Below are 22,401 nucleotides of genomic sequence, written 5' to 3' on the forward strand. Positions count from 1 at the left end.
CTACTTTAAACTCTAAAATCCCTTTGGAACTTCTATTAGGTTTTAAACAAGTATTATAGCCCGTTGATTCAATGTTACAATAATCGATTATTTAACTCAAAATGAACTAAAATGGGTTCTGGTGTATTTATAATTTTATCCGCAATACTCCATGCAGCATGGAATACATTTGCCAAACGCAATTCAACACCCTATTACGAAGTATTGGGAATTATGAGTTTTGCAACTGTATTTTCGCTTCTATTTATTCCTTTTTTCTCTGGCCCATTGTTTGAAACATCTGATTCCTTTTTATGGGCACTAACCTCTGGTTTATTTGAAGGCGGCTATATAATCACATTAGCTATAAGTCTAAGTCAGTCTTCGCTTGGGAAAGCCTACATTATTATGCGAGGAAGCGCCATGGTAATTGTCTGGTTTATCTCAGCATGCTTCCTTGGTGAAAATATAAATTTATTTAGCATCATTGGTGTATCCTCTGTTCTTTTTGGATTGATACTAACAAGCAAAACTTTTAACCCTGATCAATCAAGACAACTATTATTTCCTATTCTATGTGGCATCTGCATTGCTGGTTATCATTTATGCTATGGTCGTTCTTTAGTATATGGTGCAAACCCAGCAGCGCTCTTTTCTGCAGCTTTATGGATTGCTTTGCCCTGTGTTTTTCTTTTGATGAAGAAAAAACAAAGACAAACATTCAAAGAACAAGTTAAATCCAATTGGAAAATGACTTCTCTAGGAGGAATTATAAGCGCATTATCTTTCTTGCTATTTTTAATAGGATTGCGTCATGCTGAAGCTGGTCTAGCCCTTACTCTTCGTAATACCTCAGTAGTATTTGCGCAAATATTTGCTTATTTTATTGGTGAAAAGATTTCCCAATATCAGTGGATTGGAGCTTTACTGGTAGCTTTTGGTGCTAGCTTAATATATCCATACTAAAAGTGAATGAGTCCATTGATCATTTGTCATCCATAAGTTGACAAAAAATTTCCTTAAATAACTCTATAGAGTTATTTACACTAGCACTTAGCTGTAGTAGATAAGCATTTTCATTATCCCACCAAAGAGCATCATGTGGCCCATAACAATTATTAACACTGGCAATGTATATATTGCTGGAAATCATATCACTCTTCGGGTTTAGGACAGTTAAATTAAAATTACTGTATCCACTAAATGAATTCATATTGGGCAATCTAGAAAGTGGTGGTTTCTTTATTGGAAAAGAGGCTTTATTAAAAACACGAAACCATGCAATTTGGCTTTTCTTTCCATTCTTCGGAAACATAACCAGTTGAATCTCTTCTATTTGATCTTTATTGCCATAAATAATTTGACTATCGGCAATAAAATCCAAATTTAGATAGTTTAAATACTTTAGATTGTGATCTGGCTTGCTTCCACTAAGGATATTATGCATTGGCCATCTTAAATTCCATAAACTTGAAGGTGGTTTATATTCATTTCTATTAATGCATGCATTTTCTACGCAGTTGTTGTAGCGTGACCAATACGATAGTTCAAAAAAGCTCTTTTCTAAGATTTCACTTGATGATGAAAGAGGAGAAAAAAATTTACAAAGTTCTAAGAACTCCTCATCCTTTAAATTTCCTTCAAGTAGACGAAGTTCAATATTAGTCCCATGGGATAAAAAACTTAACGTTTTCGATTTCGAATAATCATAACCAATCCAACAAATACTTTCCTGATTCAAAACGTGGGGGTTCATTTCCCAAACCCAATGATCGTATAAAGCAGCGTGATCTAATGTTGATAAAGGTCCAAAGTCATACAAAAATTGCTTACATCTTAAGAGAGCATTTTTATATTTCACCAAGAAGTAATAAGAGGAAAAATGAGCAGAACACCAAGCAGACCATTTTTTAAATTGATAATGACTTGGTTGTTCATTATAAGGAACTTCTTCCTCCCTAAGTATAAAGTTATATAAAGTAACTTCTTTAGTATTGGGTACCAAAATAACAAAATTTACTTTTTCTTGAGCCTGACTAGGGGAGATTTCGTGCACTAAATTCATTTTTTAATTCCAAGCATATTAAGATTGGGAGTCATCTATAATTTGGCGGGACTAAAACTAATAATTATAAGCTTGAATGTTCTTGCTCAGCCTCTTTCGCTTCATTTATTTTATCATTACTCATAAAAAACCCGGTTATCGATGCCCTTACATGATTTCCTGCTGCATTCTCTACTTTTTTTATACAGTGCAAAATATTATTTTTAAAAATAACCAACCTATTAGGTTTAGGTACAATATAATAGCCTATTCCATCAGCAGCAAACTTATTCAACTCAGAACTAGTAAGATGGAACCCTACTTTTTTCTTCTTATCATCAATCAACGTCACTTCAGGATAATCAAAATCTAGTTGGGGTGTAGGATTAATTAATAATTCAGCTCCCCAATTTATGTCCCAAGTGGGGTGGCAGTAATATACATATGCACCTGATATTTTGTACTTACCATCTGTATGCCAAGATAGTCCTGCCCCTCTTGGATACAAATAGGATCTAGCATAGAAAAAATCCCAATCTTTATCTTTGAAACCTATTAAATGAGAATAGTCAGTGGATCCTGCAATTAATTCCTCTATAAATAAATCAATTGTTGTGTTTGTAGGGTAAATTTGCTCTGTAGTGCAAGACTCAGGTCTAGGGTGAGAAATAGTAACACCACCCCATAAAGGGGAGCCATCCTCAAGACTAAAAGCATTTACCCATTTAGAAGTATGAACAAACTTGAATTTTTCAGTTTGAATAAAATTCCAAATTTTTTCAAAAGCTGATAGCTCTAAGAAGTCATCAATTACTGCAAAAACATCATTGTTTAAAACTAATTTCATATCAATATAAAACCATCAAAGGAGATACTTATATCTCCATTGATAACCAAGGCATATATTCGTCCTTATCTTCATCGGCATCAATTCTATTAGAATAATATACTTTCATAACATCTCCTTATTAATTACCTTGTATAACAGATTCCGATTATAGATTTATTATCTCATCAAGGCAATTAAGTTGAGGTGACATTTTTTACACCATGATCTATACAAAACCACAAAATGGTTATTTATTTCATAACTTGTTTTCATTGCAATCAAACAAAGTATCAGTCTTTCACTAATTGGCAAAATAAATTCATCATAGTGATTTGTTCGATGTTATTTGGTACAGAATCTAACAATGCTGGAGAATAAACAATAACTGCCATACATTGTGCCCTTGATACTGCAACATTAATGCGATTCTTATCAAATAGAAAATTTAACCCTCTGGGAGACTCATTAGCACTGCTTGCACACATGCTTAAAAATACAACTGGCGCTTCTTGTCCCTGGAATTTGTCAACACTGCCTACTCTGGCTTTATCTCCAAGGGCTTTTTTCAATTTATTAACCTGATAATTGTATGGAGCAACAAAAAGAATATCTTCCCAATCAATTGTTCTTTGTTTACCATTTTTGGTATTAAAAGTCCGCCCCAATAATTCATGAACTAAAGAAACAATTTTCTCAACTTCTTCATCACTGGCTTGTGTATTGCCTTCATGCATAACTGGTACAGTTATTATTCCAGCCTCCTTGTTTAAAATACCATTATAACCAATAGGGATAGTTATCAATTGCTCATCATTTTCTGGAGCGGTTTCAAGTTTACCCTCATATACTGCCTCACTTATAAATTGATTGACTGCCGAGTGCATTCGATAGGTTGTTCCCAAAAATACGCCCATTGAATCAGGGATAGTTGGGGTCGAATGTAACAGGTAATCGAGAATGGATAATCCGCTGTCCTCTGGATGGCTACCTTGAGAAGGTTGACCCAATTGCATCTGGTCACCCATCAAGATGATATTGGCTGTTGCTCTGCTCATAGCAATTAAATTTGCAACACTAACTTGCCCTGCCTCATCGATAAAAAGATAATCAAACCCATTTTCAAGGTCATCTCTGGAAAAGCCCCAAGCAGTTGTTCCTACGACACGGCCTGCTTGCACAAAACCAGCAATATCTTTATTTTCCAGCACACTAATCTTCAAATCGTCAATGGCAGAGTCAGTATTGCGTGTACAAGCAAAATGTCCTGTAATTCCTTCTTTATGGCAATATTGGGCAGTGTTAATTAATAAATTATTGATGGCTTTGTGGCTATTGGAAGATATGCCTATCTTTTTACCTTTTTTAATCAGTTCAGCAATCAAATGCTTACCTGTATATGTCTTGCCAGCACCTGGTGGGCCTTGAATAGTCAGATAGCTATTATTCAAATTAGTAACTGCCTCAATAATTTCATTCAATCGTTGATTTGGATCATGGCTGGGGGCTATTGCTTGACCGGACATATGTCCTTTAATTCTTGGGATAGATTTACCCAAAAAATCAATTATAACAGTATGAGTTAGTGCTCCTTTTGCAAATGCCTCTGCCTGTTTTGTAATAGCTTGAGGTATTGGATCAGGATTAACATATTCGTTTGGAATTAAGGTAATAGGGCTATCAGGTTCACTTTTTATTTGCAGTGCAATAATTCCATTCTCCAGATCACTGCCTTCCGCGTGGCAAGCAGCTTTTATGTTTTTACCATCTGGTGTCTCACAGCCTAACAAGTAATACTCTTTTGCATTACCTTTGAATTCCTGATCTGGATCAAACGAATATTCATAGACTAAGTTGCGGGCTTTAGGCGTTGGCTTATACGGCGATTTGTCAGTTCGCTGACAATAGGCCAAGCAATCAATATCCTCAAGTAATTCTTCCTCACTTAATCCTAACCGATCAAACATCCTCCAAAAAACGGGTTTTGACTCACGTCTATGAAATTCAATTGACCAAGCCATAACAGAATTAATTTTTGATAATTGTTCCTGATCCTCACCTTTCAATTGTGAAGCTTGTTCAAGCAAGTTGTCACGAAGTTTAATGCGTTCGTTAATTTCTTCTTTAATCTCAGGCTCAACTAATTCTGTTTTGCCAAGGAAACAAATGCCACTGGATTCCTGCTTTTCTCTTAACCAGGTAACCAATTCCTGGGTAGAGTTACAATCATCAATATTGTAAGTGCGAATATCATTTAATACCTTTGACGTTTGCCAAGTATTACCATCAGGATTTTCTCGCCATCGTTCATAAACAACTACTGAATCTCCACCAGAGCCTACCTCTGTATCTCGTTTGGAGCGGTATAAATGCTCAACATTTTTAATTGAGTAACGCGGCTCTCCTATTAATAGCGCGCCTTTTACGATTTTGTATAAATCAACAAATACTTCGTTACGTAATAACTGATCAACTTCATACTCACACACGCCATATCTGCTTATTAGTTTACGGCAAGCAGTAATTTCATAGCTTGCATAATGATATATGTGCATGGATGGATCTTGCTGCCATCGTTGGTAAGTCCATTCAATAAATGCTCTGAAACTTTCTTTTTCCTGATCTTTATTATGTGCCCAAAAATCCATGTATTGACGCTGACTATTATCATCAAAATAAGTTACGCCCCAAAGATATTCCAAACCTCCATCTTCTAAAGGAAACCCTTCGATATCAAAAAAGATATCATTTTTTGATTTAGGTGGTAGCAAAGCCAATCCCTGTTTTTTTCCATTTTCATTATCAATTAACTGATAAGCAGGAATATCTTTTCCAATGCTCTCTTTTTGAATTTTGGCCTGAGCTTTTAGCCGCTCAAATAGTTCAGGTTTTATTCCTTTTACATTTTTATTATTAGCGTTAGCTAAAGCAGTCATGGTATCGATACCTGCTTTATTCAATTTCTTGATTTGTCCAGAAGTAATGGTAGCAACCTGAATCAGATGGTCTGCTTCCAATAGTAGATTCTCAGCATGTATGCTCCATCTTCCCCAACTTTTTGATGAGGCCGGATCAAGACATTTAACGGGATCGAATTCTTGGTGCAGAGACAAAAATTTGTGCTTAAGATTTTGGTAGAAATAAAAATAATCATTAACCCTGAATCGTTTTTGTTCCTTATTACCCAAAACAATAGTGATATGCTCGGCAGTTGTTTGTTGCATTACAGCAAGCATTTCAGCATAACAACATAATTGCACCAGAAAATAAGTCTTAACGGACTTGGCTAATTTAGTATCCCAAATTTCATAGCAATAATCTCCAAAAATACTTTTACCTTGGACTTTAATCAAAAAATCGGCGTACCCTCTAAACGGTAACAATTCCAAATGCGCCTGGTAAATTACATCTACCCCATTTTTCATAGCATCAATAGTTGCTTGATATGAATCAGTCCGCTTGCGCAAATTAGCAATCGTTAATCCTCTAGCTTCAAATGCAGTTAATACTTCTGATTCATGTTGATTTCCCATGTCATGCAAAACACTCAACAATTCATCACTTTCATCAGGAGTAGGCACTAAGTTTGGATGAGTTATTGCAAGATGTTCCATCCATGATGCAAAGGGGCTTTCCATAAACTGAGTCAGATCTGACGGTGAGAATACAATTTGGTTGGAATCAAGATACATTTGGAATTTACCCTCATTTTTCTTATCATTAAGCCTTTCTTAGGGGCTTAATACTGTAACTCAACAACAAAGTGATTAATTATTGTTCTATATTATATTTAACTCTTGGAGAAAAATATGGACATAAGAACTTCATTTTATTGGGATGCCAAAAATAAAAGCATACACTATTTAATATGCGATTTTACTGAAAATGAATTTAATTTGCTTGTTGAACCAAGAAAAATCGATATAAATTTGAATGATTTTAAATATAACGTGCAAAAAGCTGTCAGGGAATATTTTGATCAATTAAATAGTTTTAACCCTCAAGACATCAAGATTGAATATAAAATTCTGGCTAGTGGAAGTCCTGCACAACTATTCCAAAAATATCGAAATTCCTCAGATTACTCAGAAATAGTAAAAACTATTTTTGAAACGGGAGTTAAAGAATTCAATGCAAATTTTTCAATTAAATTGCAACCACAAACTAAATCTCTTTTAACCGGAGAACCTCTAAATCAATTAAAAAACATATTACATAGACTTGGATTGATTAATTCTATGAGAAAAGATGCCTATAAATGGCATTTATGGTCAATTATGATACATGCAACCAATTCAACATATAATGAAAAAATTCGAAAACAACTTTGGAAGCCACTCATAGACACCCTAAATTCATCGAAAGGTAGTGCGATGCGGTATGAAGAGTGGATTGCACAAGCATCAATAAATTCTTAGATGCTTCTTTAATCCTATAATGGATAAGTAAATTTTTTTCATTATGCTTTAAACTAATTTCAAAATTTGTTGTTAAGCTATGCAAGGTGGTTCTATGCCGCATAATTTTTTTTAAGTCTTTATTTATCAGAGCAATTTTCAATAACTTTAACTCACCCCGAACACGAAGATAAATTTCAGAAATAGGTTTAATATTTATTACGCTCATTTGGACCATTTCCAGAAAGTGTAGCCAGAAGTGTAGCCAAGATTTTATATTAGTGAATGGGGATTTATTATAACCCTTACTGGGCTTGGTCGGGACGGAAGGATTTGAACCTTCGACCACTAGCACCCCATGCTAGTACGCTACCAGGCTGCGCTACGCCCCGACTGCCCGCAAATAATAGCGAAGTCTGGAGGAAATAACAAGTGCTAGATATTTATTCAAGAGGTCTACTATTGAATTTGTTTAAAATTAACACCAAAAACTTTTGTAGAAAACCAGATATGCCTAGGCATTTAATCCTCTTTTTGAGCATGAAATCAAGTTAACTGGCTCAAAGTACCTCATTATTATGGCGATATTCCTGTCCCATATTACTTAGGGCCATGATTCTCAAAAACAGAAACTCTTGTCTTTGCATTGAGTACATCATCTATTAAAGACTCAGCAAAATCAAAAGATTCCATAAGATTTTTTATTTGCTGATTTTTCTCTAAAAAATTAATAACAGCTTCAGCGGTTTGTTCATCTTCTGGAAAATTAATTAACGTCTGATAAGCCTCTAACAAATCACTATCCTGAACATCAATTTGTCTTTCTATTTCATTAACTTGATCCATTGAATCTGCTGAATCTAATGCAGTTTTAAAATGAGCTTTTTGTTTTTCAATAAGCTCAGTAATTGGCTTTAATACAGTAATAGAATGAATAAAATTTTTCGCAAGATTATATTTTGGTTCAGGTAATTGTTCTTTTAAAAGATGGAGACTTAACCGCTCTTTATTTTTTAAAATTTTATCCGTTATAATTTGATTAAAACTTAGAACATTAATAAAAGACTGAAATTCGCTTTTATCCTTTATATCTTGTATGAGGATATTTCTAATATTTTGATTCAAACCTTTCATTTCTTTTATAAGAAATTTATCAAGCTCTGATTCCGTTTTAATAACGTCATCAACAATTTTAAAAAATTCCGGAAATGAATTGACTTTGTCTAGTTTTTCACCAAGAAGAAAAAGTTCTTTATTGTATTTTTCTATATCTAATTGAACACTATCAAGATTTTGAAGGATTAACTCTGCTCTATGCTTGTAATCTGCTTCATTAAGTAACTTTGTAGTTTGCATATTTCTATCCTCTTAAATAAATATTGCTTTTTATCTCACTTCTTTGTTTCGAATCTCTTCTTGTTAGTGGGTAGATCTTGATTGTCTTTGGTGTCTTCTTTCGTTTCTTCTTTAAAAAACGTTATGTTCTTTTGCATATTTGCAATACGAATATGCTCTGGAACCTCTTCTTCAAAACTTTTTATGGCCTCTTCTTTTTGAGAGTCCTCTATAATTTCTCTTTCCGCTCTTGTCTCAATCATTGCTTGCTTACCTTCATCAACAAGTATCTTTAGTTTTGTTGCCCACTCGGGTATTTCTGGTGGAGCTCCAAAACTGCTGTCTTGTCCGCCGACATAGGGATTAGGTTTGAATTCCGATTGGTACGTTTGTCGCGTAGCACCAATTTCTGAAAGTAAGCCACGACTACCTCCCTTTTCTCGATACTTTAAAAGAGCTTTATATTGCTTTTCTATTTCTTCAAGCTTTTGGGTTAACTCCAGTTGCGATTCGGATGTACCTCCTTTTTCTAGTGCTTCCTCAATTTCTTTTCTTGCTACATCATAATCAATTGTTAATTCACGTACATTAATACGGCAAGGTTCTTGTTGATGACCAAATAGCATTAATTCGATTACATCTCCTGTGTTTAACCGCTGAGAAGGATCTTGCATATATTCCTCGTGTTTCGATAAACTTCCTTCCAGTTTTATATGCCAATCGGCATAAAATTGAGCAAACCGCTCTTCAATTTTTTCGATTTCACCCTCATTAAAGAATTGAGCAAATGCTTCCGTTTCTTTTAAAGCCTCCATGTGTTGGTTAAAATCCTCAGGAGTATAGGGTTGGTTATTTTTTAAACGATAGTGGTTATGATTATGAAGTGATTCAATTTCTAAGTGATGCATTAATTTTAGATGTACCGAATTACTACCACGATAATATAAATCACAACCATTTGTCACTTTTTTATGTGCCTGGGCCGCAGAATGATAAAGTATATCTCTGAACTTTTGAGGATACTGATCCATAACCCCTGACTTCCAGAAATACCAAGTCAAACTATGGGCTTTGACTTGCAATGCGATACGTAGATCAATTTCTTTACCCTCATCAAACATTTCATATACTTCGCCTTTTGTTCTTCGAAATATACGACTTGGGAATTTATTTACCAACTCATTGTATGCATCCTCATTACCTGCATTCACATAGGTCTGTAATTGCTTCAAAACGCCATCATCTTTATTTATATAATCTTCTTCGTCTCCTGTATAGGAGGTATAAAGAGTAGTTCGCTGGGTTTTCTCTAGTAATATAAAAAATGGCGTGTGTTTACTCGGTTTAGGTCTGTCTATCTTTTCATCCATAATGACCTCTACATTAAAAATTATTTAACTTTATGATTAATTATAGAGCAAATGGTGTTTTATTTATAAAATAGAATTTTTATTGCCATTTATGGAAACTACATAATAAGTACGCGTTTGATTTATTAGAGCTATACTTGTAAAAAAATATTGCTAGATGAAAAATCTTTGAATATCTAAGTTAAGCTCGTTATAATAAAAAAACCTCCATCCACCACATAACATATGATTGAAAAAATGATTCAAGAGGATTTCCTTAACACCCCCATTAAAGAATATAAAGGAAATGTTGCACCTGCCCTCTCTGAGAGTGAATTATCGGAGCTTATCAATCAAATAAAGTCCTACTTAGACCTAGCCAATTTATCAGAATCCGAACTAGAACAGAGTAATACCTTATATTGGCTAACCCATGGTTTGTCTAATGCCATGAAAAATAAAAACTTCTCCTCCTCTTACGAGATCGCCTCTATTCTTTATAACATAAGTAAACAATATCCTCATCTTGCAATAACGATGCTTGGAAAAACAATTGAAGCTGGTGAATTTAAAGGTCAAACCGGAATTTTTGTTTGGATGGATCGATTTTACAGTGCAACATTTAATTCTATTTTTTCTCCAACATTAATCGCCATTAATTCAATTTTTTCTCATTTACTTGAACAAGACGGTAGCGCACTTTGCTCAATTATGGTTAAACCTATTGAAAGTGGTTTTACAAGTGGAACAAATGCCTTATTAAATCTTATTTATGCATTAAAAAATGCATCTGAATATGACTGTAATCAATCGATAACAAATTTAATTGCAGAACTCTTAGCAAAGTTTATTACTCAATCTCCTAATGAGTTAGGATTTGCTATGACCCAAGAAGTTACTAAAGGTGCATTTTCTGGAACTGGGATTATGGACTTTATAATACCTACACTTGCGCGATGTTCCCAAGACAATATTGATGCTGTAAAAACTATTTGTAAAATTCTTTTAATAGTGAATGAAAGACACCCCCAACCATTAATGGATTCGCTTACTAAAATCAATCAAAGTGGCTACAATCAAGGAATGCATGCATTCCATATCATTTTCACAGCTCTTGTTTCTGCATCATACATTGAAAACAATAAAAAAATGTTCAATCTACTTGTTGATCTTATTCACAATTTTTTTAAAAAATCACCAGATACAATGAGCTCAGTATTAACTCAACCAATCAAGATGGGAATACGAAAAGGTGAAAATGGCATTATGCATCTTGTTCAGTCATTAATTATTGCAATGGATCGAAACATTGATACATTCGCGATTACAAACTTATTATTAAAAATAATTGAGCACAATGGTAATGATCTAGTAGAGGCATTTAATAGTGATGCTGTAAGTAAAAGTGCTCATTATTTAGATAGCCCTTTATCGAAATTAGAAAGCAAGCTCAATAATGAACAAACTACAACTATTCAAAAAACTGAGCTTGAGAGCATTGTAAAGAAACTCATGGAAATCAATTCGAATCATAAGATGTACCCTTGATTTTTATCCCCAGCTAAGGCTTTTAGCGCTTAGCTGGTCAATGGACTCCATTAGATTAAAGCTCATCATTGATATAAGTGGAGTATATTTTTTTAGGATTCAGTATCTTAAGCATGTAAAGTTAAACTTAAGAAAAGCCCTTGAAACGAGAAATTATTTGTTTCATTTCCTGCAATCCGTTGAGGCCCTAAATTACCTATCCCGGTAAATCCTCTAATTGTATCCATCGCGCTAAAATATTCATTAATTTGATATCCTACCGCAGCAGTCCAAGTAGAAGCATTATGCAATTGATGTGTATAATCTAATCCAATTTTTCCTGTTACGCTATTTACAACTCGATTGCGTTTAGGCCAATTAAAACTGAGATTTGATCCAAGAAAAACAGCTGAATAAGACTGCATCGACCCAGCCATCAGTGCATAATCAAAATAACCAAGTAAGCCAAATCCATTCCATAAATTATAGTGCCCATCCAAACCAAAAAGCGGTCCAGCCCCACTAAATTTACTGTTCAATTCTCCAGGAGCAGCAAAAGTTAGCTCATGTTTTATTTGCGCATATCGTACCCCTAAAGAAGGACGAATGGTGAATACTCCAGAAGTATCACTGTATTTTCTCCCTGCTTTAACATCTACTTGATCTACTCTGTAGGTTAAATATGCATCGCTGACCAATCCAGGATCAAAATTTATAGGAATAGTGGCATCAGGAAATAAAATACTTCCAAATAAAATAGAACCATTTGCAAAAGAATTTACTGCATGAGTTTTGTTATTTAAATAAAGATAGCCGACTTCAACATTATTGGCAGTCATGGGTATATCATAACCAATGGCCACACTACCAGCCCATTGGTAGCCAGGATTAAAAGGCTTACTTTGTGCTTGAGAACCTCCTGGAGCTTCAAACAACCAACTGTCAGTAACTAAACCTAGCCCTGTTTCACTGGGTTGCACATAATAGCCAGTACCATTAACATATAAGCCACCAGGACTCTTAAATGCACAAAGCATGCTTGAACAAACTGGACCATCCTTATCAAGAATGGGTGGGGTAGTAGCAAATGCTGCATTTGCTAAGAATAAGCCACTAATAACTAGTGGGTAAAACTTACATGTCATATATCACTCCTTGTTTTATTTGCTTCATTAACTTACTTATTTTAAACAACAATTACAATTAATTTATTTCAAAATTCACCCATGTAATGGAGGCATAAGCTATTTGTATCGATAAATCAGAACGAACAAACTGCTCTTTAAATTAAGATCTATTGATCTTGAATCTCCTCTGACTACATGTCGCACTTTATGCGCGACACCCAGTCTGCAAGAACTTAATATAGGCTCCCATTCCTCCAGCACAAACCCACGAAATATTATGTCGTTATAATAATGTTTTAATTTTCTGCGCTTCAAATTTTGAATGCACAATTTGAATATATTGATTACAACTAAGTAATTCTGCATATTGTAAATCAGCAACCACATTATTTAGCATTCCTTTTGCTGAATTCGGCTCATCTCCCATAATCAAAACTGCTGCTGTATTTACTTGTATTGATGCCCTATAGAGTTTATCCATGCATTGCTTTCTATTCTGTTTTTCCAAAGTTGAAATAATGACATGGGATAACTGATGACATTGATTGGCTAAAAACTCTTTACTTAGCTCAGACTGGGCATTCATACTAAATAGAATTAAACTGCAAACTAAAGATCTTTTTAAAATCATTTTAAACATAGATACTCCTGTAAGTTGCCGACAAACCCGCCGTTACTTCACACAATCCCTATGAAGTAAGTTCTTCTGAATCACTAGTAACACTCGTCAAACTCAATCACCATGCCAAAGTGATACACTATCATGAAGCAGGAAGTCGCTCTCGAGAAAATCCAGTTTTAATGCAGCATCATGCCAGCTTTGTTAACGGATCCGTCTGGGAATGACACCCTCTAACTTAATGATAGTGTGGAGCAGGCTGATGCCTTGCCCCAATAAAATATTATCAATACCCCTGAACCAAATTTTGCTTGATTTAAACAAAAGCATTAATTCCTGTAATATGTTTTCCTAATACAAGAGTATGAACATTGTCTGTACCCTCATATGTAAAGACTGATTCCAAATTAAGCATATGGCGAATTACATGATATTCCAGGCTGATTCCATTTGCTCCTAATAGATTCCTGCATTTTCGTGCAATTTTCAATGCCTCGCGACAAGCATTCCCTTTAGCAAGAGAAATCATTACAGGATTTTCGCGATGATGATCTTTTATGCGGCCCACTTGTAAATTAAGGCATTGTGCTTTAATAATTTCAGTGTACATATCAGCTAAATCTTTTTGGATTAGTTGAAATGATGCTAACGGCTTATTAAATTGCTTGCGCTCCAGTAAATAATCGCGGGTAATATCGAAACAAGCTATAGCCGCTCCCATAGCTCCCCAAGCAATTCCATATCGTGCCTGGCTTAAGCAACTTAAAGGAGCGCCTATACCTTTATCGCTACCAGGAAGATAATTTTCATCAGGAACAAAAACATTATCAAATACTAATTCTCCAGTTATTGAAGCACGTAACGACATTTTTAGTTTGATTTCAGGACGACTTAAACCTTGAGATTTAGTATCCACAATAAAACCGCGTATGCCTTCATCTGTTTTTGCCCAAACAATAGCAATATCAGCAATTGGTGAATTGGTTATCCACATCTTGGCACCATTCAAACACCAACCTCCATCGACTTTTTTCGCTGTTGTTCTCATGCCTGATGGATCAGAACCAAAATCAGGTTCAGTCAAACCAAAGCAGCCAATAATTTCGCCAGTAGCCATTCCTGGTAAAAAACGTACTTTTTGTTCTTCGCTACCATAACGAAAAATAGGAAACATACATAAAGAACTTTGTACAGAAACAAAGCTGCGCAGACCACTATCCCCTTTTTCTAATTCTTGGCAAACTAAACCATAAGCAACATAAGATGCCTCCGCTCCTCCATATTCTGCAGGTAAAGTTAAACCTAATAAACCTAATTCAGCAGACTTTCGAATCAACTCACGTGGAAATTGAGCATGCTCAAAGGATTCAACCATCAAAGGCATTACATCATTGCTGACAAAACGCGCTACGCTATCCCGTATCATACGTTCGTCATCATTTAACTGTTCATCAAGAAACAACAAGTCGTCCACTCTCTTTCTCCCTTTTATCTGACTCTAACGTAATTACGGCTTCAATAATACTTTCTTTACTGGGTAATAAATACTGCCATGCATTACCCAAAGGAATAAAGCAATCTTTACCTGTAATTCGTTTGATTTTTAAGTTAGATGAAGCTTCTTCCAAGAGCAAAGACATTAACCCTTCGCTAACAGATCCACTTCGTCTACCTTCATCCACAATTAACACCTGTTTTGCTTTGGCTATTTCTCTTAAAATGGCATCGCTTGGTAAAGGATTAAGCCAACGTAAGTCCACAACCTTCACTGAAATTTTATGTTCTTCCTGCAGTACGTGTGCTGCTTGTCGTGATAAATAATAACCATTAGCATAAGTCAAAATGACCGTTGTTCCTTCACCATAAGTACCTACTTCACCCAATGGAATCTCCACATCAGGAGCAGGATAGTGAAACAACCATCCGTTATCGCCAGGCACGTGTAAATCTTTAGTCATATACAGCGCAATAGGCTCTAAAAACACAACTACCCGCCCTTGCTCATAAGCCAAACGCATACAAGTACGCAACATTTTTGCAGCATCTGGACCATTGGACGGGCAAGCGACAATGACACCTGGCAAATCACGTAATACCGCGATAGAGTTATCATTATGAAAATGACCACCAAATCCTTTTTGATAAGCTAATGAAGCAATACGCACAACCATAGGATTTTGGTATTGACCACTCGAAAAGAAAGATAAGGTAGAGGCCTCGCCACGCAGTTGGTCTTCTGCATTATGTAAATAAGCTAAAAACTGGATTTCTGGAACAGGGATAAATCCATTATGAGCTAAGCCTATAGCAGTACCTAAGATAGTCGTCTCATCCAAAAGAGTATCAAACACCCTGCGTCGTCCAAATCGAGCCTGCAAATCTGCAGTCACACGATAAACACCACCTTTCTTACCCACATCTTCACCAAACACCAACATATTAGGATATTGCAGCATTAAATCCGTCAGCGCAAAATTAATCTGTTGGCATAAATTGCGCTTTTGAGTTAATTGCGAAAACGCATTGGCAAAGACATTGACACGCTGGTCTTCGCTTGGAAGAGGACAGGTCTGTTTTGGAGATACAATAGGAATCAATGAAGACATTACCTCATCTGCACTAGAAAGTTTAGGCTGCCTAATCGCTTCGACCGCTTTGGCTTCGATTAAATCTTTATTGTTCTGATAAAGGCTGAGCATATCTTGAATACTCATCCAACCCTCTTGATAAAGAAGACCTGCAGTATGAAGCAAAGGATCTTCCGCTTCTCTTGCTTCAATTTCTTCTTGAGTGCAATATTGAGATTCAATATCAGAACCAGCATGTCCTAATAAACGAACACAACGCATATGCAAGAAAACAGGTTGCTTTTTTATTCGGGCTAGATACTCTGCTTCCTGAGCCACAGCATAGGCATCAGCAATATTTAATCCATCACAAGTAAGATAATGCAATCCAGGTCGCGCACAAATGGAGCGTTCTATCCAATCATGGGGAGTAGAAACAGAAATTCCTATTCCATTATCCTCACAAATAAAAACTATAGGTAAAGGGTAATTTTGCTGTGCCATCCAGGAGCAAGCATTCAAGGTCGCTTGTGCAGAGGCATGATTTGTAGATGCATCGCCAAAAGAACAAAGTATGACTGAGTCAGAATTTAAGTTACTAGGAACTTTTAGTTCTTTTGCTCGCGTAATAGATATTGCCGCCCCTAAGGCTTTAGGCAGATGAGAGGCAATAGTCGATGTTTGTGGCGGAATATTCAAAGGAACACTACCAAATACTTTATGGCGACCGCCTGATATTGGATCCGTCGCTGCTGCAACCAAAGACAACAAAATATCCCTAACCCCATCAGTTCCTGGTATTTTTTTTGCACGTTGCAAATAAAATGCACCACTACGGTAATGCAAAAAGGCCATATCCTCCGGGCGAAAAACCTGCCCCCATACCGCATTACCTTCATGTCCACTACTGCCTATAGTATAAAAAGATAAACCTTTTTCTTTCAGCTGCCTGGCAATCAAATCAAGTAGACGTGATTTGATTTGCGAATCAAAGAGGTCAATAGCAGTTTTCTTATCCAATTCTGCCGTTTCCGGATCCATCGTACTCTTGGATTTTGGAAAATCTGCTTGCTGGATCCGGCTTAAAAACTGCTCATCAACTACAATAGCCCTGTCTAACATCGCTACATCCTGTTTGAGTTATTTTCTAAGAAGACGATGAGTATATACCGATTCAAAATGAACAGGAAGAATGAGTTATTGTAAATCAGAAAACATTATCTAAATCTTATATACTCAGAGTTCTTTGAAAATAGATATCAAGATGAGCATCAAAATTGGCCATATTTGATCAAATAATATACAATTTCTTATAAGTGTCCAAGAAAGGGGCGTTATAATGAAATGGATTATCCTAATAATTAGTGCTGTATTAATGTCTGGATGCTATTACTCAACTGATGTAGTCGAATACAGACAAGTTATGCCTGCCGTTCAACCTGTAGCAGTTTATACCTATCCTGGAGTTGATGTTACAGCAACCACTATTGATTGGTATTAATTAACATGAGCGCGACATAAAAGGCATAGGGATGCCTTTTATGTCGCTAAACGAAAGCGGGAATACGAGCAATTAAAAATAATTTAAGATCTTGAAAAATAAGTCGACTCTTGTCGTTGAGTAAATGTGAACTTTCGGTTTTTACTCTTCCTTTGTAGAATAACCACATCCCTCTTGCGGACATAAAATTTGACGACCGAATTTCTTACTTTCCTTAACCGTTAAAATAGGCCAGTTACATTTTGGACAAGGTTGATTAATTGGCTCATTCCATAATGCATAATCACACTTAGGATAATTACCACAGGAGTAGAAAATTTTTCCTTTTCTTGATTTACGTTGTAATATTTTTGCTTGGTGGCATTTAGGACAATCGACACCCGTATCAGCAGGCTTCTCTATAGGCTCCATGTGTTTACATTGAGGATAATTACTACAACCAATAAAACGACCATAACGTCCAACTTTTATATGCAACGGACTGGAACATTCGGGACAAACTCTTCCCTCAATTACCTCTGGTTCTTTTTTTTCATTTTCCTGGCCTGCAATATCTTGAGTGTAATCACATTCTGGATAACCAGTACACCCAATAAATCGTCCACGTTTGCCTAATCTAATTGATAGAGGCTTCTCACATTTTGGACATTTTTCATCTAAAATTTCTGAGGTCACATCTTTACGTTGTACCTGTTCATCCGTAGTTTTAATTTGTTGTACAAATGGTTTCCAGAACTCATCCAAAACCGGTATCCATTCTTTTTCACCCCGAGATACTGCATCAAGAGTATCTTCAAGCTCTGCAGTAAACTTATAGTCAACATAACGTGTAAAATAGCCAGTCAAGAAACGATTGACTATACGACCTACATCAGTCGGAAAAAACCGCTTTTTATCAACAACAACATATTCTCGCTGTTGTAAGGTATGTATAATTGTCGCATAGGTTGAGGGACGACCTATATCATACTCTTCCAATGCTTTAACTAAAGTTGCTTCAGAATATCGTGGCGGTGGCTCAGTGAAATGTTGATTGGCTAGTATATCCTGTACTTTTACTTTTTCACCCACAGCCAATACTGGTAATAAAGAACCGTCATTCTCGTCATCTTTAGTATCATCACGCCCCTCTTCATAGACTGAAAGAAATCCAGGGAATGTGACCGTAGAACCATTAGCACGAAAAACAGTACCTTCGCCACAACTTAAGTCTACTGCGACCGTATCTAATACAGCATCAGCCATTTGACACGCGATTGTACGCTTCCAAATCAAAGTATAGAGCTTATATTGATCCGCAGTTAGAGACGATTGCACCATTTCCGGTACACGTTTAATTGATGTGGGCCTAATAGCCTCATGAGCTTCTTGAGCATTTTTAGATTTAGTTTTATAAAGCCTTGGACTTGTTGGGCAATTAGCTGCACCAAACCGTTCTGTAATAAATTGACGAATTTCTTCTACCGCTTCTACCGACAAATTCACTGAGTCGGTACGCATATAGCTGATAAGCCCTACTGTTCCGGTCCCTATATCTATTCCTTCATAGAGTTGTTGAGCAACCATCATTGTTTTTCGAGCAGTAAAACCTAATTTTCGCGCAGCTTCTTGTTGTAACGTAGATGTAATAAAAGGAGGAGAAGGTTTACGTTTACGCTGCTTTTTCTCAATATTCGTAACCAGCAAAAAGCCTTTAGCTTGATTAATCAAAAATTCTTTAATTTGCTGTGCTTGTTCTTGCTGAACTATTGTAAATTGTTGTAATTTTTCATTTTTATAATGAGTTAAACGCGCCTCAAATGCGCTGTTTTCATGGAAACACTGAGCTAAAATCTTCCAGTATTCTTGGGCAACAAAAGCTTCGATCTCTTCTTCACGTTCCACAATAAGACGCAAAGCGGGACTTTGTACTCGTCCAGCAGACAGCCCTCTTCTGACCTTTTTCCAAAGTAAGGGAGAAAGATTAAAACCTACCAGATAATCTAATGCTCGTCTTGCTTGTTGGGCATTAACCAAATCCATAGAAATGGTACGTGGATGATTTAGAGCATCTTGAATAGCCGATTTAGTAATTTCATTAAAAAAAATCCGATGAATAGTCTTATCTTTAGTAAGATTTTTTTCTTTCATTAATTCATAAATATGCCAAGAAATGGCTTCGCCCTCTCTATCAGGGTCTGTTGCAAGCAATAGGGAATCTGATTTTTTGAGTGTTTTTGCGATTGTTTCAATATGACGAGCATTCTTTTCAATAGGAACATAAGTCATGGCAAACTGTTTATCTGGGTTGACAGATCCTTTACGTGCAGGTAAATCACGCACATGTCCATAAGAGGCTATGACCTCATAATCATTCCCTAGATATTTTTGAATTGTTTTTGCTTTAGCGGGTGATTCAACAACTACCAAATGTTTACTCATCTTAATGTTAACCTTATCCTTCTTCCCCATTTCAACACAAGAATGCCAAAAATTCGCGAATTAAAGGCGAACATTGGCGCTAAAGAATGAACTATTTAAAATAACTTCTCGTAATATAGGTAATAGATGATATTAATGTAATGTCAACTCATCTTCTGATTGATAAAGAACTAAATCAAGAAAAGCCAATTGATCTTCATCTAAATTATTAGCTAGCGCATTCCTTATCGTCCATTTAGTTTCTTGCAGGGTCACAATACGAGATTCAGAAAATTGTAATTGATTCATAATGATTTCAAAAGATTCTGCATTAAGAACATTATATAATTTCATACGTACAAGAAATTGATAACTGGCCTTAGTTAGCTTTATTTGCTCATCATAGGTAAATACCCGAGTTGATGTATGTTGTTGCGATTTCAAATGCATCATCTGTTCTTCAGAAGCCAAACTTTCTTCGTCATTAGATTCGATTGCATCTTGATCAGCGGTTTTATGGCTTTTTTGTAGCTGCGTAAGACTTGTTTCAAATAAACTCAACAACATTTCAAATAAGTTATCTTTCATATACTAACACCTCATATAGCCACCGGGGACAGATACAACAACCCCTCTCAATTCTAATTCTGCAAGCTCACGAATCACTTGCTCAACGGTGCATCCACTACGTAAAATGATCTGATCAACAGTAGTCATTTCAAAACCAATGAACTTTACTAGGTTTTTATTCCCGCTGGCAAGAGGTAAAATTGCTTTACTCGTTGTTTGCTCTTTTGAATCAATCATTAACTCCTCGAGAACATCAGCAACTGAAGTCACTAACTTAGCTCCTTGCTGTAACAGATAATGACACCCTCGAGCCATAGGATTATGAATGGAACCTGGAATCGCTAAAACATCGCGATTTTGTTCCAAGGCCATTCGTGCTGTGATTAATGAGCCACTCTTCACTGCTGACTCAACAACCAAAGTGCACAATGATAAACCACTTATTATACGATTTCTTCTTGGGAAATGTCCAGCGATTGGTGGACTTTTTAAGGGAAATTCGCTTAATAGAAGACCATTTTGACTAATATGTTGCGAAAGCGTTACATGCCGATGCGGATAAATACAATCTATTCCCGTTCCTAGGACGGCGATTGTTTGGCCATCAGCCTCCAAACATCCCATATGAGCTTGCGCATCAATTCCTAAAGCTAAACCACTGACAATGGTAATACCATAAGCTGCAATTGATTTTGCAAACATCCGCGCATTCTCGCTTCCTGTTACAGTTGGATTACGGCTTCCCACTATAGCAAGCTTTGGCTGCTGCAAACACGAAAGCTGACCTTTCGCATATAAAACTAGAGGAGGATCAGTAATTTCTTTTAATAAAGCGGGATATTCTGGTGAATCCCAGGTCAATAGATGATGATCATCTGCTGACCTAAACCAATCTAAATCCATTTGGATCACACTGAAATCAAAACCAGCTATGGTTTGTGCTAAAGTGCCAGATACTCCCGCTTGCTCTAATTCCGTGGCTGTAAGCTGAAACATTTGTTGTAAATTAGGCCAACGTTGATGTAACTTTACCACAGTACGTGGACCAACTTTTTCCATTCGGTTTAAAGCAAGATAAAAGGGCAAATTTTTCATGGATTAGTCACCATGTTGAACAAATAAATAGCGCGCGTTGAACGCAAAATTAACGCAAAACTTGTCTTGGTGAATACCCTAAAAACCATAATCTCTCCAATACGCTCCGGTGGTAACTGTATAGGGACTAATTTATCTTTAGGGTCATTAACTGTACCCGAATTTCTGTAAATGCCAAGCACATCCCCTGCCTCTAAACCATCACGCGCCCCTAAACTAATCACCGCTACGCCTCCTACGGCCTCCTGAACATTTCCATTAGGCATACCATTTGGCATATCAATGATGTAACCTTTCACAAGAAAATTAGGCGCTTTAGGCTCAAAATAAAGATTAAACTCAGGACTATTATTAATTAACACGCTATCTTGGATTTTAATTCCTTCATTGATACTGGTTAATAAAATAGTAGCGGGCTCACCCCCTACAACAAGTTCGGAATACCCTACTAAATTGGCACGATACCCTAAAAATTCTTTAGTCTTGGGATGCTCATAATTTTTACCACCTCTAAAAATAGAATACGCGGGAACACCTCTCGCTGGTAACTCTCGAGAAGGATGCAAGCCTTGTACATAAGCTTCATCTCCTTGTCCTCCTATCATATGTTCCCCAACGAAGGCGACTATATAAGGCGCCCAGTCGATAACATTTTGATCTAAAACTAAAGACTCATTTAAGAAAGGCTTAATATCACTTAATGGAATTGCAGGAACTGCTTCATCTAGTGGTAAAGGACGCACATTGGGTGATAATCTTATCGTTCCATTTGATAACACTTTGATATACGGCTTATTACCAGCATAAGCTAGAACTAACACTGCACCTGGATATAAACGATTAGGATTTCTTATCTTAGGATTTGCATGCCAAAGCTCTTTCCACTCCCAAGGATTATGTAGGTAATGGCCTGCGATACTCCATAAAGTATCTCCGTGTTGAACAATGTACCGTGAAGGAGCGTCTGACTTTAAGCTTAAGGCATAATTCAAAGCAGAAAAGAAAAAAAAGAATAACGAGAGAACAAATCTCATGGAGTCAATCCTTTGTTGGAATATCTTGCAG

17 protein-coding genes and 1 tRNA gene are annotated in these 22,401 nt (G+C 36.2%); 4 read left to right on the forward strand and 14 right to left on the reverse strand.

The genetic code is table 11. The features are described from left to right. The first annotated feature begins 111 nt into the window (after positions 1-111). Entirely contained in the window at positions 112-945 is an 834-nt protein-coding gene (locus tag Lsan_RS08005; protein WP_010652798.1) for an EamA family transporter, read from the forward strand. Positions 946-964: 19 nt separating this feature from the next. Here the strand turns inward: Lsan_RS08005 and Lsan_RS08010 are convergent, their stop codons facing one another. The 3 genes from Lsan_RS08010 to Lsan_RS08020 all read right to left on the reverse strand — a co-directional run bounded on the left by Lsan_RS08010 (position 965) and on the right by Lsan_RS08020 (position 6,541). Further along, the gene (locus Lsan_RS08010; RefSeq protein ID WP_010652797.1) at positions 965-2,044 is read right to left on the reverse strand and encodes a hypothetical protein; all 1,080 of its coding nucleotides are present in this window, start codon (positions 2,042-2,044) and stop codon (positions 965-967) included. Positions 2,045-2,108: 64 nt separating this feature from the next. Then, the gene (locus Lsan_RS08015) at positions 2,109-2,870 is read right to left on the reverse strand and encodes a 2OG-Fe(II) oxygenase (RefSeq protein ID WP_010652796.1); all 762 of its coding nucleotides are present in this window, start codon (positions 2,868-2,870) and stop codon (positions 2,109-2,111) included. A gap of 272 nt (positions 2,871-3,142) precedes the next feature. Further along, the gene (locus Lsan_RS08020) at positions 3,143-6,541 is read right to left on the reverse strand and encodes a TM0106 family RecB-like putative nuclease (protein WP_010652795.1); all 3,399 of its coding nucleotides are present in this window, start codon (positions 6,539-6,541) and stop codon (positions 3,143-3,145) included. Positions 6,542-6,658: 117 nt separating this feature from the next. Between Lsan_RS08020 and Lsan_RS08025 the strand changes: the two genes are divergently transcribed. Continuing rightward, positions 6,659-7,267: a hypothetical protein gene (locus tag Lsan_RS08025; protein WP_010652794.1), complete on the forward strand. Its 609-nt coding sequence runs from the start codon at positions 6,659-6,661 to the stop codon at positions 7,265-7,267. A 294-nt stretch (positions 7,268-7,561) separates the two neighbouring features. Here Lsan_RS08025 and Lsan_RS08030 read toward each other — a convergent pair. From Lsan_RS08030 to Lsan_RS08040, 3 genes are all read right to left on the reverse strand, one after another. Next, positions 7,562-7,638: transfer RNA gene (locus tag Lsan_RS08030), tRNA-Pro, on the reverse strand. A gap of 208 nt (positions 7,639-7,846) precedes the next feature. Then, on the reverse strand, positions 7,847-8,602 hold the full coding sequence (locus Lsan_RS08035) for a hypothetical protein (RefSeq protein WP_058513906.1): 756 nt from the start codon (positions 8,600-8,602) through the stop codon (positions 7,847-7,849). A 35-nt stretch (positions 8,603-8,637) separates the two neighbouring features. After that, positions 8,638-9,951, reverse strand: a complete 1,314-nt coding sequence (locus tag Lsan_RS08040; RefSeq protein ID WP_058513907.1) for a hypothetical protein — start codon at positions 9,949-9,951, stop codon at positions 8,638-8,640. A gap of 237 nt (positions 9,952-10,188) precedes the next feature. On the opposite strand from Lsan_RS08040, the gene Lsan_RS08045 reads away from it, so the two are divergent. Further along, complete coding sequence (locus Lsan_RS08045; RefSeq protein WP_237762072.1) at positions 10,189-11,478, forward strand: hypothetical protein; 1,290 nt, start codon at positions 10,189-10,191, stop codon at positions 11,476-11,478. Between the two features lie 107 nt (positions 11,479-11,585). Here Lsan_RS08045 and Lsan_RS08050 read toward each other — a convergent pair whose 3' ends face one another. From Lsan_RS08050 to Lsan_RS08065, 4 genes are all read right to left on the reverse strand, one after another. Next, positions 11,586-12,602: an Lpg1974 family pore-forming outer membrane protein gene (locus tag Lsan_RS08050; protein WP_058513909.1), complete on the reverse strand. Its 1,017-nt coding sequence runs from the start codon at positions 12,600-12,602 to the stop codon at positions 11,586-11,588. Positions 12,603-12,867: 265 nt separating this feature from the next. Further along, positions 12,868-13,224 (reverse strand): hypothetical protein, encoded by a 357-nt coding sequence (locus Lsan_RS08055; protein ID WP_058513910.1) that lies wholly within the window; start codon positions 13,222-13,224, stop codon positions 12,868-12,870. A gap of 295 nt (positions 13,225-13,519) precedes the next feature. Continuing rightward, the gene (locus tag Lsan_RS08060; RefSeq protein ID WP_058513911.1) at positions 13,520-14,677 is read right to left on the reverse strand and encodes an acyl-CoA dehydrogenase family protein; all 1,158 of its coding nucleotides are present in this window, start codon (positions 14,675-14,677) and stop codon (positions 13,520-13,522) included. After that, the gene (locus Lsan_RS08065) at positions 14,655-16,892 is read right to left on the reverse strand and encodes a dehydrogenase E1 component subunit alpha/beta (protein ID WP_058513912.1); all 2,238 of its coding nucleotides are present in this window, start codon (positions 16,890-16,892) and stop codon (positions 14,655-14,657) included. The genes Lsan_RS08060 and Lsan_RS08065 overlap by 23 nt, the downstream gene beginning before the upstream one ends. Positions 16,893-17,109: 217 nt before the next feature. Between Lsan_RS08065 and Lsan_RS22495 the strand changes: the two genes are divergently transcribed. Further along, a complete protein-coding gene (locus tag Lsan_RS22495) occupies positions 17,110-17,271 on the forward strand; it encodes a hypothetical protein (protein WP_164480583.1) in 162 nt (53 codons plus the stop codon). Positions 17,272-17,412: 141 nt separating this feature from the next. Here Lsan_RS22495 and topA read toward each other — a convergent pair whose 3' ends face one another. The 4 genes from topA to Lsan_RS08085 form a co-directional block, all read right to left on the reverse strand. Then, on the reverse strand, positions 17,413-19,692 hold the full coding sequence (gene topA, locus Lsan_RS08070) for a type I DNA topoisomerase (RefSeq protein ID WP_058513913.1): 2,280 nt from the start codon (positions 19,690-19,692) through the stop codon (positions 17,413-17,415). 132 nt (positions 19,693-19,824) lie between these two features. After that, positions 19,825-20,259: a DUF494 family protein gene (locus Lsan_RS08075; RefSeq protein WP_058513914.1), complete on the reverse strand. Its 435-nt coding sequence runs from the start codon at positions 20,257-20,259 to the stop codon at positions 19,825-19,827. Between the two features lie 3 nt (positions 20,260-20,262). Continuing rightward, positions 20,263-21,336: a DNA-processing protein DprA gene (gene dprA / locus Lsan_RS08080; protein ID WP_058513915.1), complete on the reverse strand. Its 1,074-nt coding sequence runs from the start codon at positions 21,334-21,336 to the stop codon at positions 20,263-20,265. Beyond that, positions 21,333-22,370, reverse strand: a complete 1,038-nt coding sequence (locus Lsan_RS08085) for a LysM peptidoglycan-binding domain-containing protein (protein ID WP_058513916.1) — start codon at positions 22,368-22,370, stop codon at positions 21,333-21,335. The genes dprA and Lsan_RS08085 overlap by 4 nt, the downstream gene beginning before the upstream one ends. Positions 22,371-22,401: the final 31 nt, after the last annotated feature.

This window comes from Legionella santicrucis, assembly GCF_001468135.1.
GTDB lineage: Bacteria > Pseudomonadota > Gammaproteobacteria > Legionellales > Legionellaceae > Legionella > Legionella santicrucis.

Coding starts and splice junctions, on each gene's coding strand:
- Lsan_RS08005 (WP_010652798.1), top strand. CDS start 112: ATGGGTTCTGGTGTATTTATAATTTTATCCGCAATACTCCATGCAGCA.
- Lsan_RS08010 (WP_010652797.1), bottom strand. CDS start 2,044: ATGAATTTAGTGCACGAAATCTCCCCTAGTCAGGCTCAAGAAAAAGTA.
- Lsan_RS08015 (WP_010652796.1), bottom strand. CDS start 2,870: ATGAAATTAGTTTTAAACAATGATGTTTTTGCAGTAATTGATGACTTC.
- Lsan_RS08020 (WP_010652795.1), bottom strand. CDS start 6,541: ATGTATCTTGATTCCAACCAAATTGTATTCTCACCGTCAGATCTGACT.
- Lsan_RS08025 (WP_010652794.1), top strand. CDS start 6,659: ATGGACATAAGAACTTCATTTTATTGGGATGCCAAAAATAAAAGCATA.
- Lsan_RS08035 (WP_058513906.1), bottom strand. CDS start 8,602: ATGCAAACTACAAAGTTACTTAATGAAGCAGATTACAAGCATAGAGCA.
- Lsan_RS08040 (WP_058513907.1), bottom strand. CDS start 9,951: ATGGATGAAAAGATAGACAGACCTAAACCGAGTAAACACACGCCATTT.
- Lsan_RS08045 (WP_237762072.1), top strand. CDS start 10,189: ATGATTCAAGAGGATTTCCTTAACACCCCCATTAAAGAATATAAAGGA.
- Lsan_RS08050 (WP_058513909.1), bottom strand. CDS start 12,602: ATGACATGTAAGTTTTACCCACTAGTTATTAGTGGCTTATTCTTAGCA.
- Lsan_RS08055 (WP_058513910.1), bottom strand. CDS start 13,224: ATGTTTAAAATGATTTTAAAAAGATCTTTAGTTTGCAGTTTAATTCTA.
- Lsan_RS08065 (WP_058513912.1), bottom strand. CDS start 16,892: ATGTTAGACAGGGCTATTGTAGTTGATGAGCAGTTTTTAAGCCGGATC.
- Lsan_RS22495 (WP_164480583.1), top strand. CDS start 17,110: ATGAAATGGATTATCCTAATAATTAGTGCTGTATTAATGTCTGGATGC.
- topA (WP_058513913.1), bottom strand. CDS start 19,692: ATGAGTAAACATTTGGTAGTTGTTGAATCACCCGCTAAAGCAAAAACA.
- Lsan_RS08075 (WP_058513914.1), bottom strand. CDS start 20,259: ATGAAAGATAACTTATTTGAAATGTTGTTGAGTTTATTTGAAACAAGT.
- dprA (WP_058513915.1), bottom strand. CDS start 21,336: ATGAAAAATTTGCCCTTTTATCTTGCTTTAAACCGAATGGAAAAAGTT.
- Lsan_RS08085 (WP_058513916.1), bottom strand. CDS start 22,370: ATGAGATTTGTTCTCTCGTTATTCTTTTTTTTCTTTTCTGCTTTGAAT.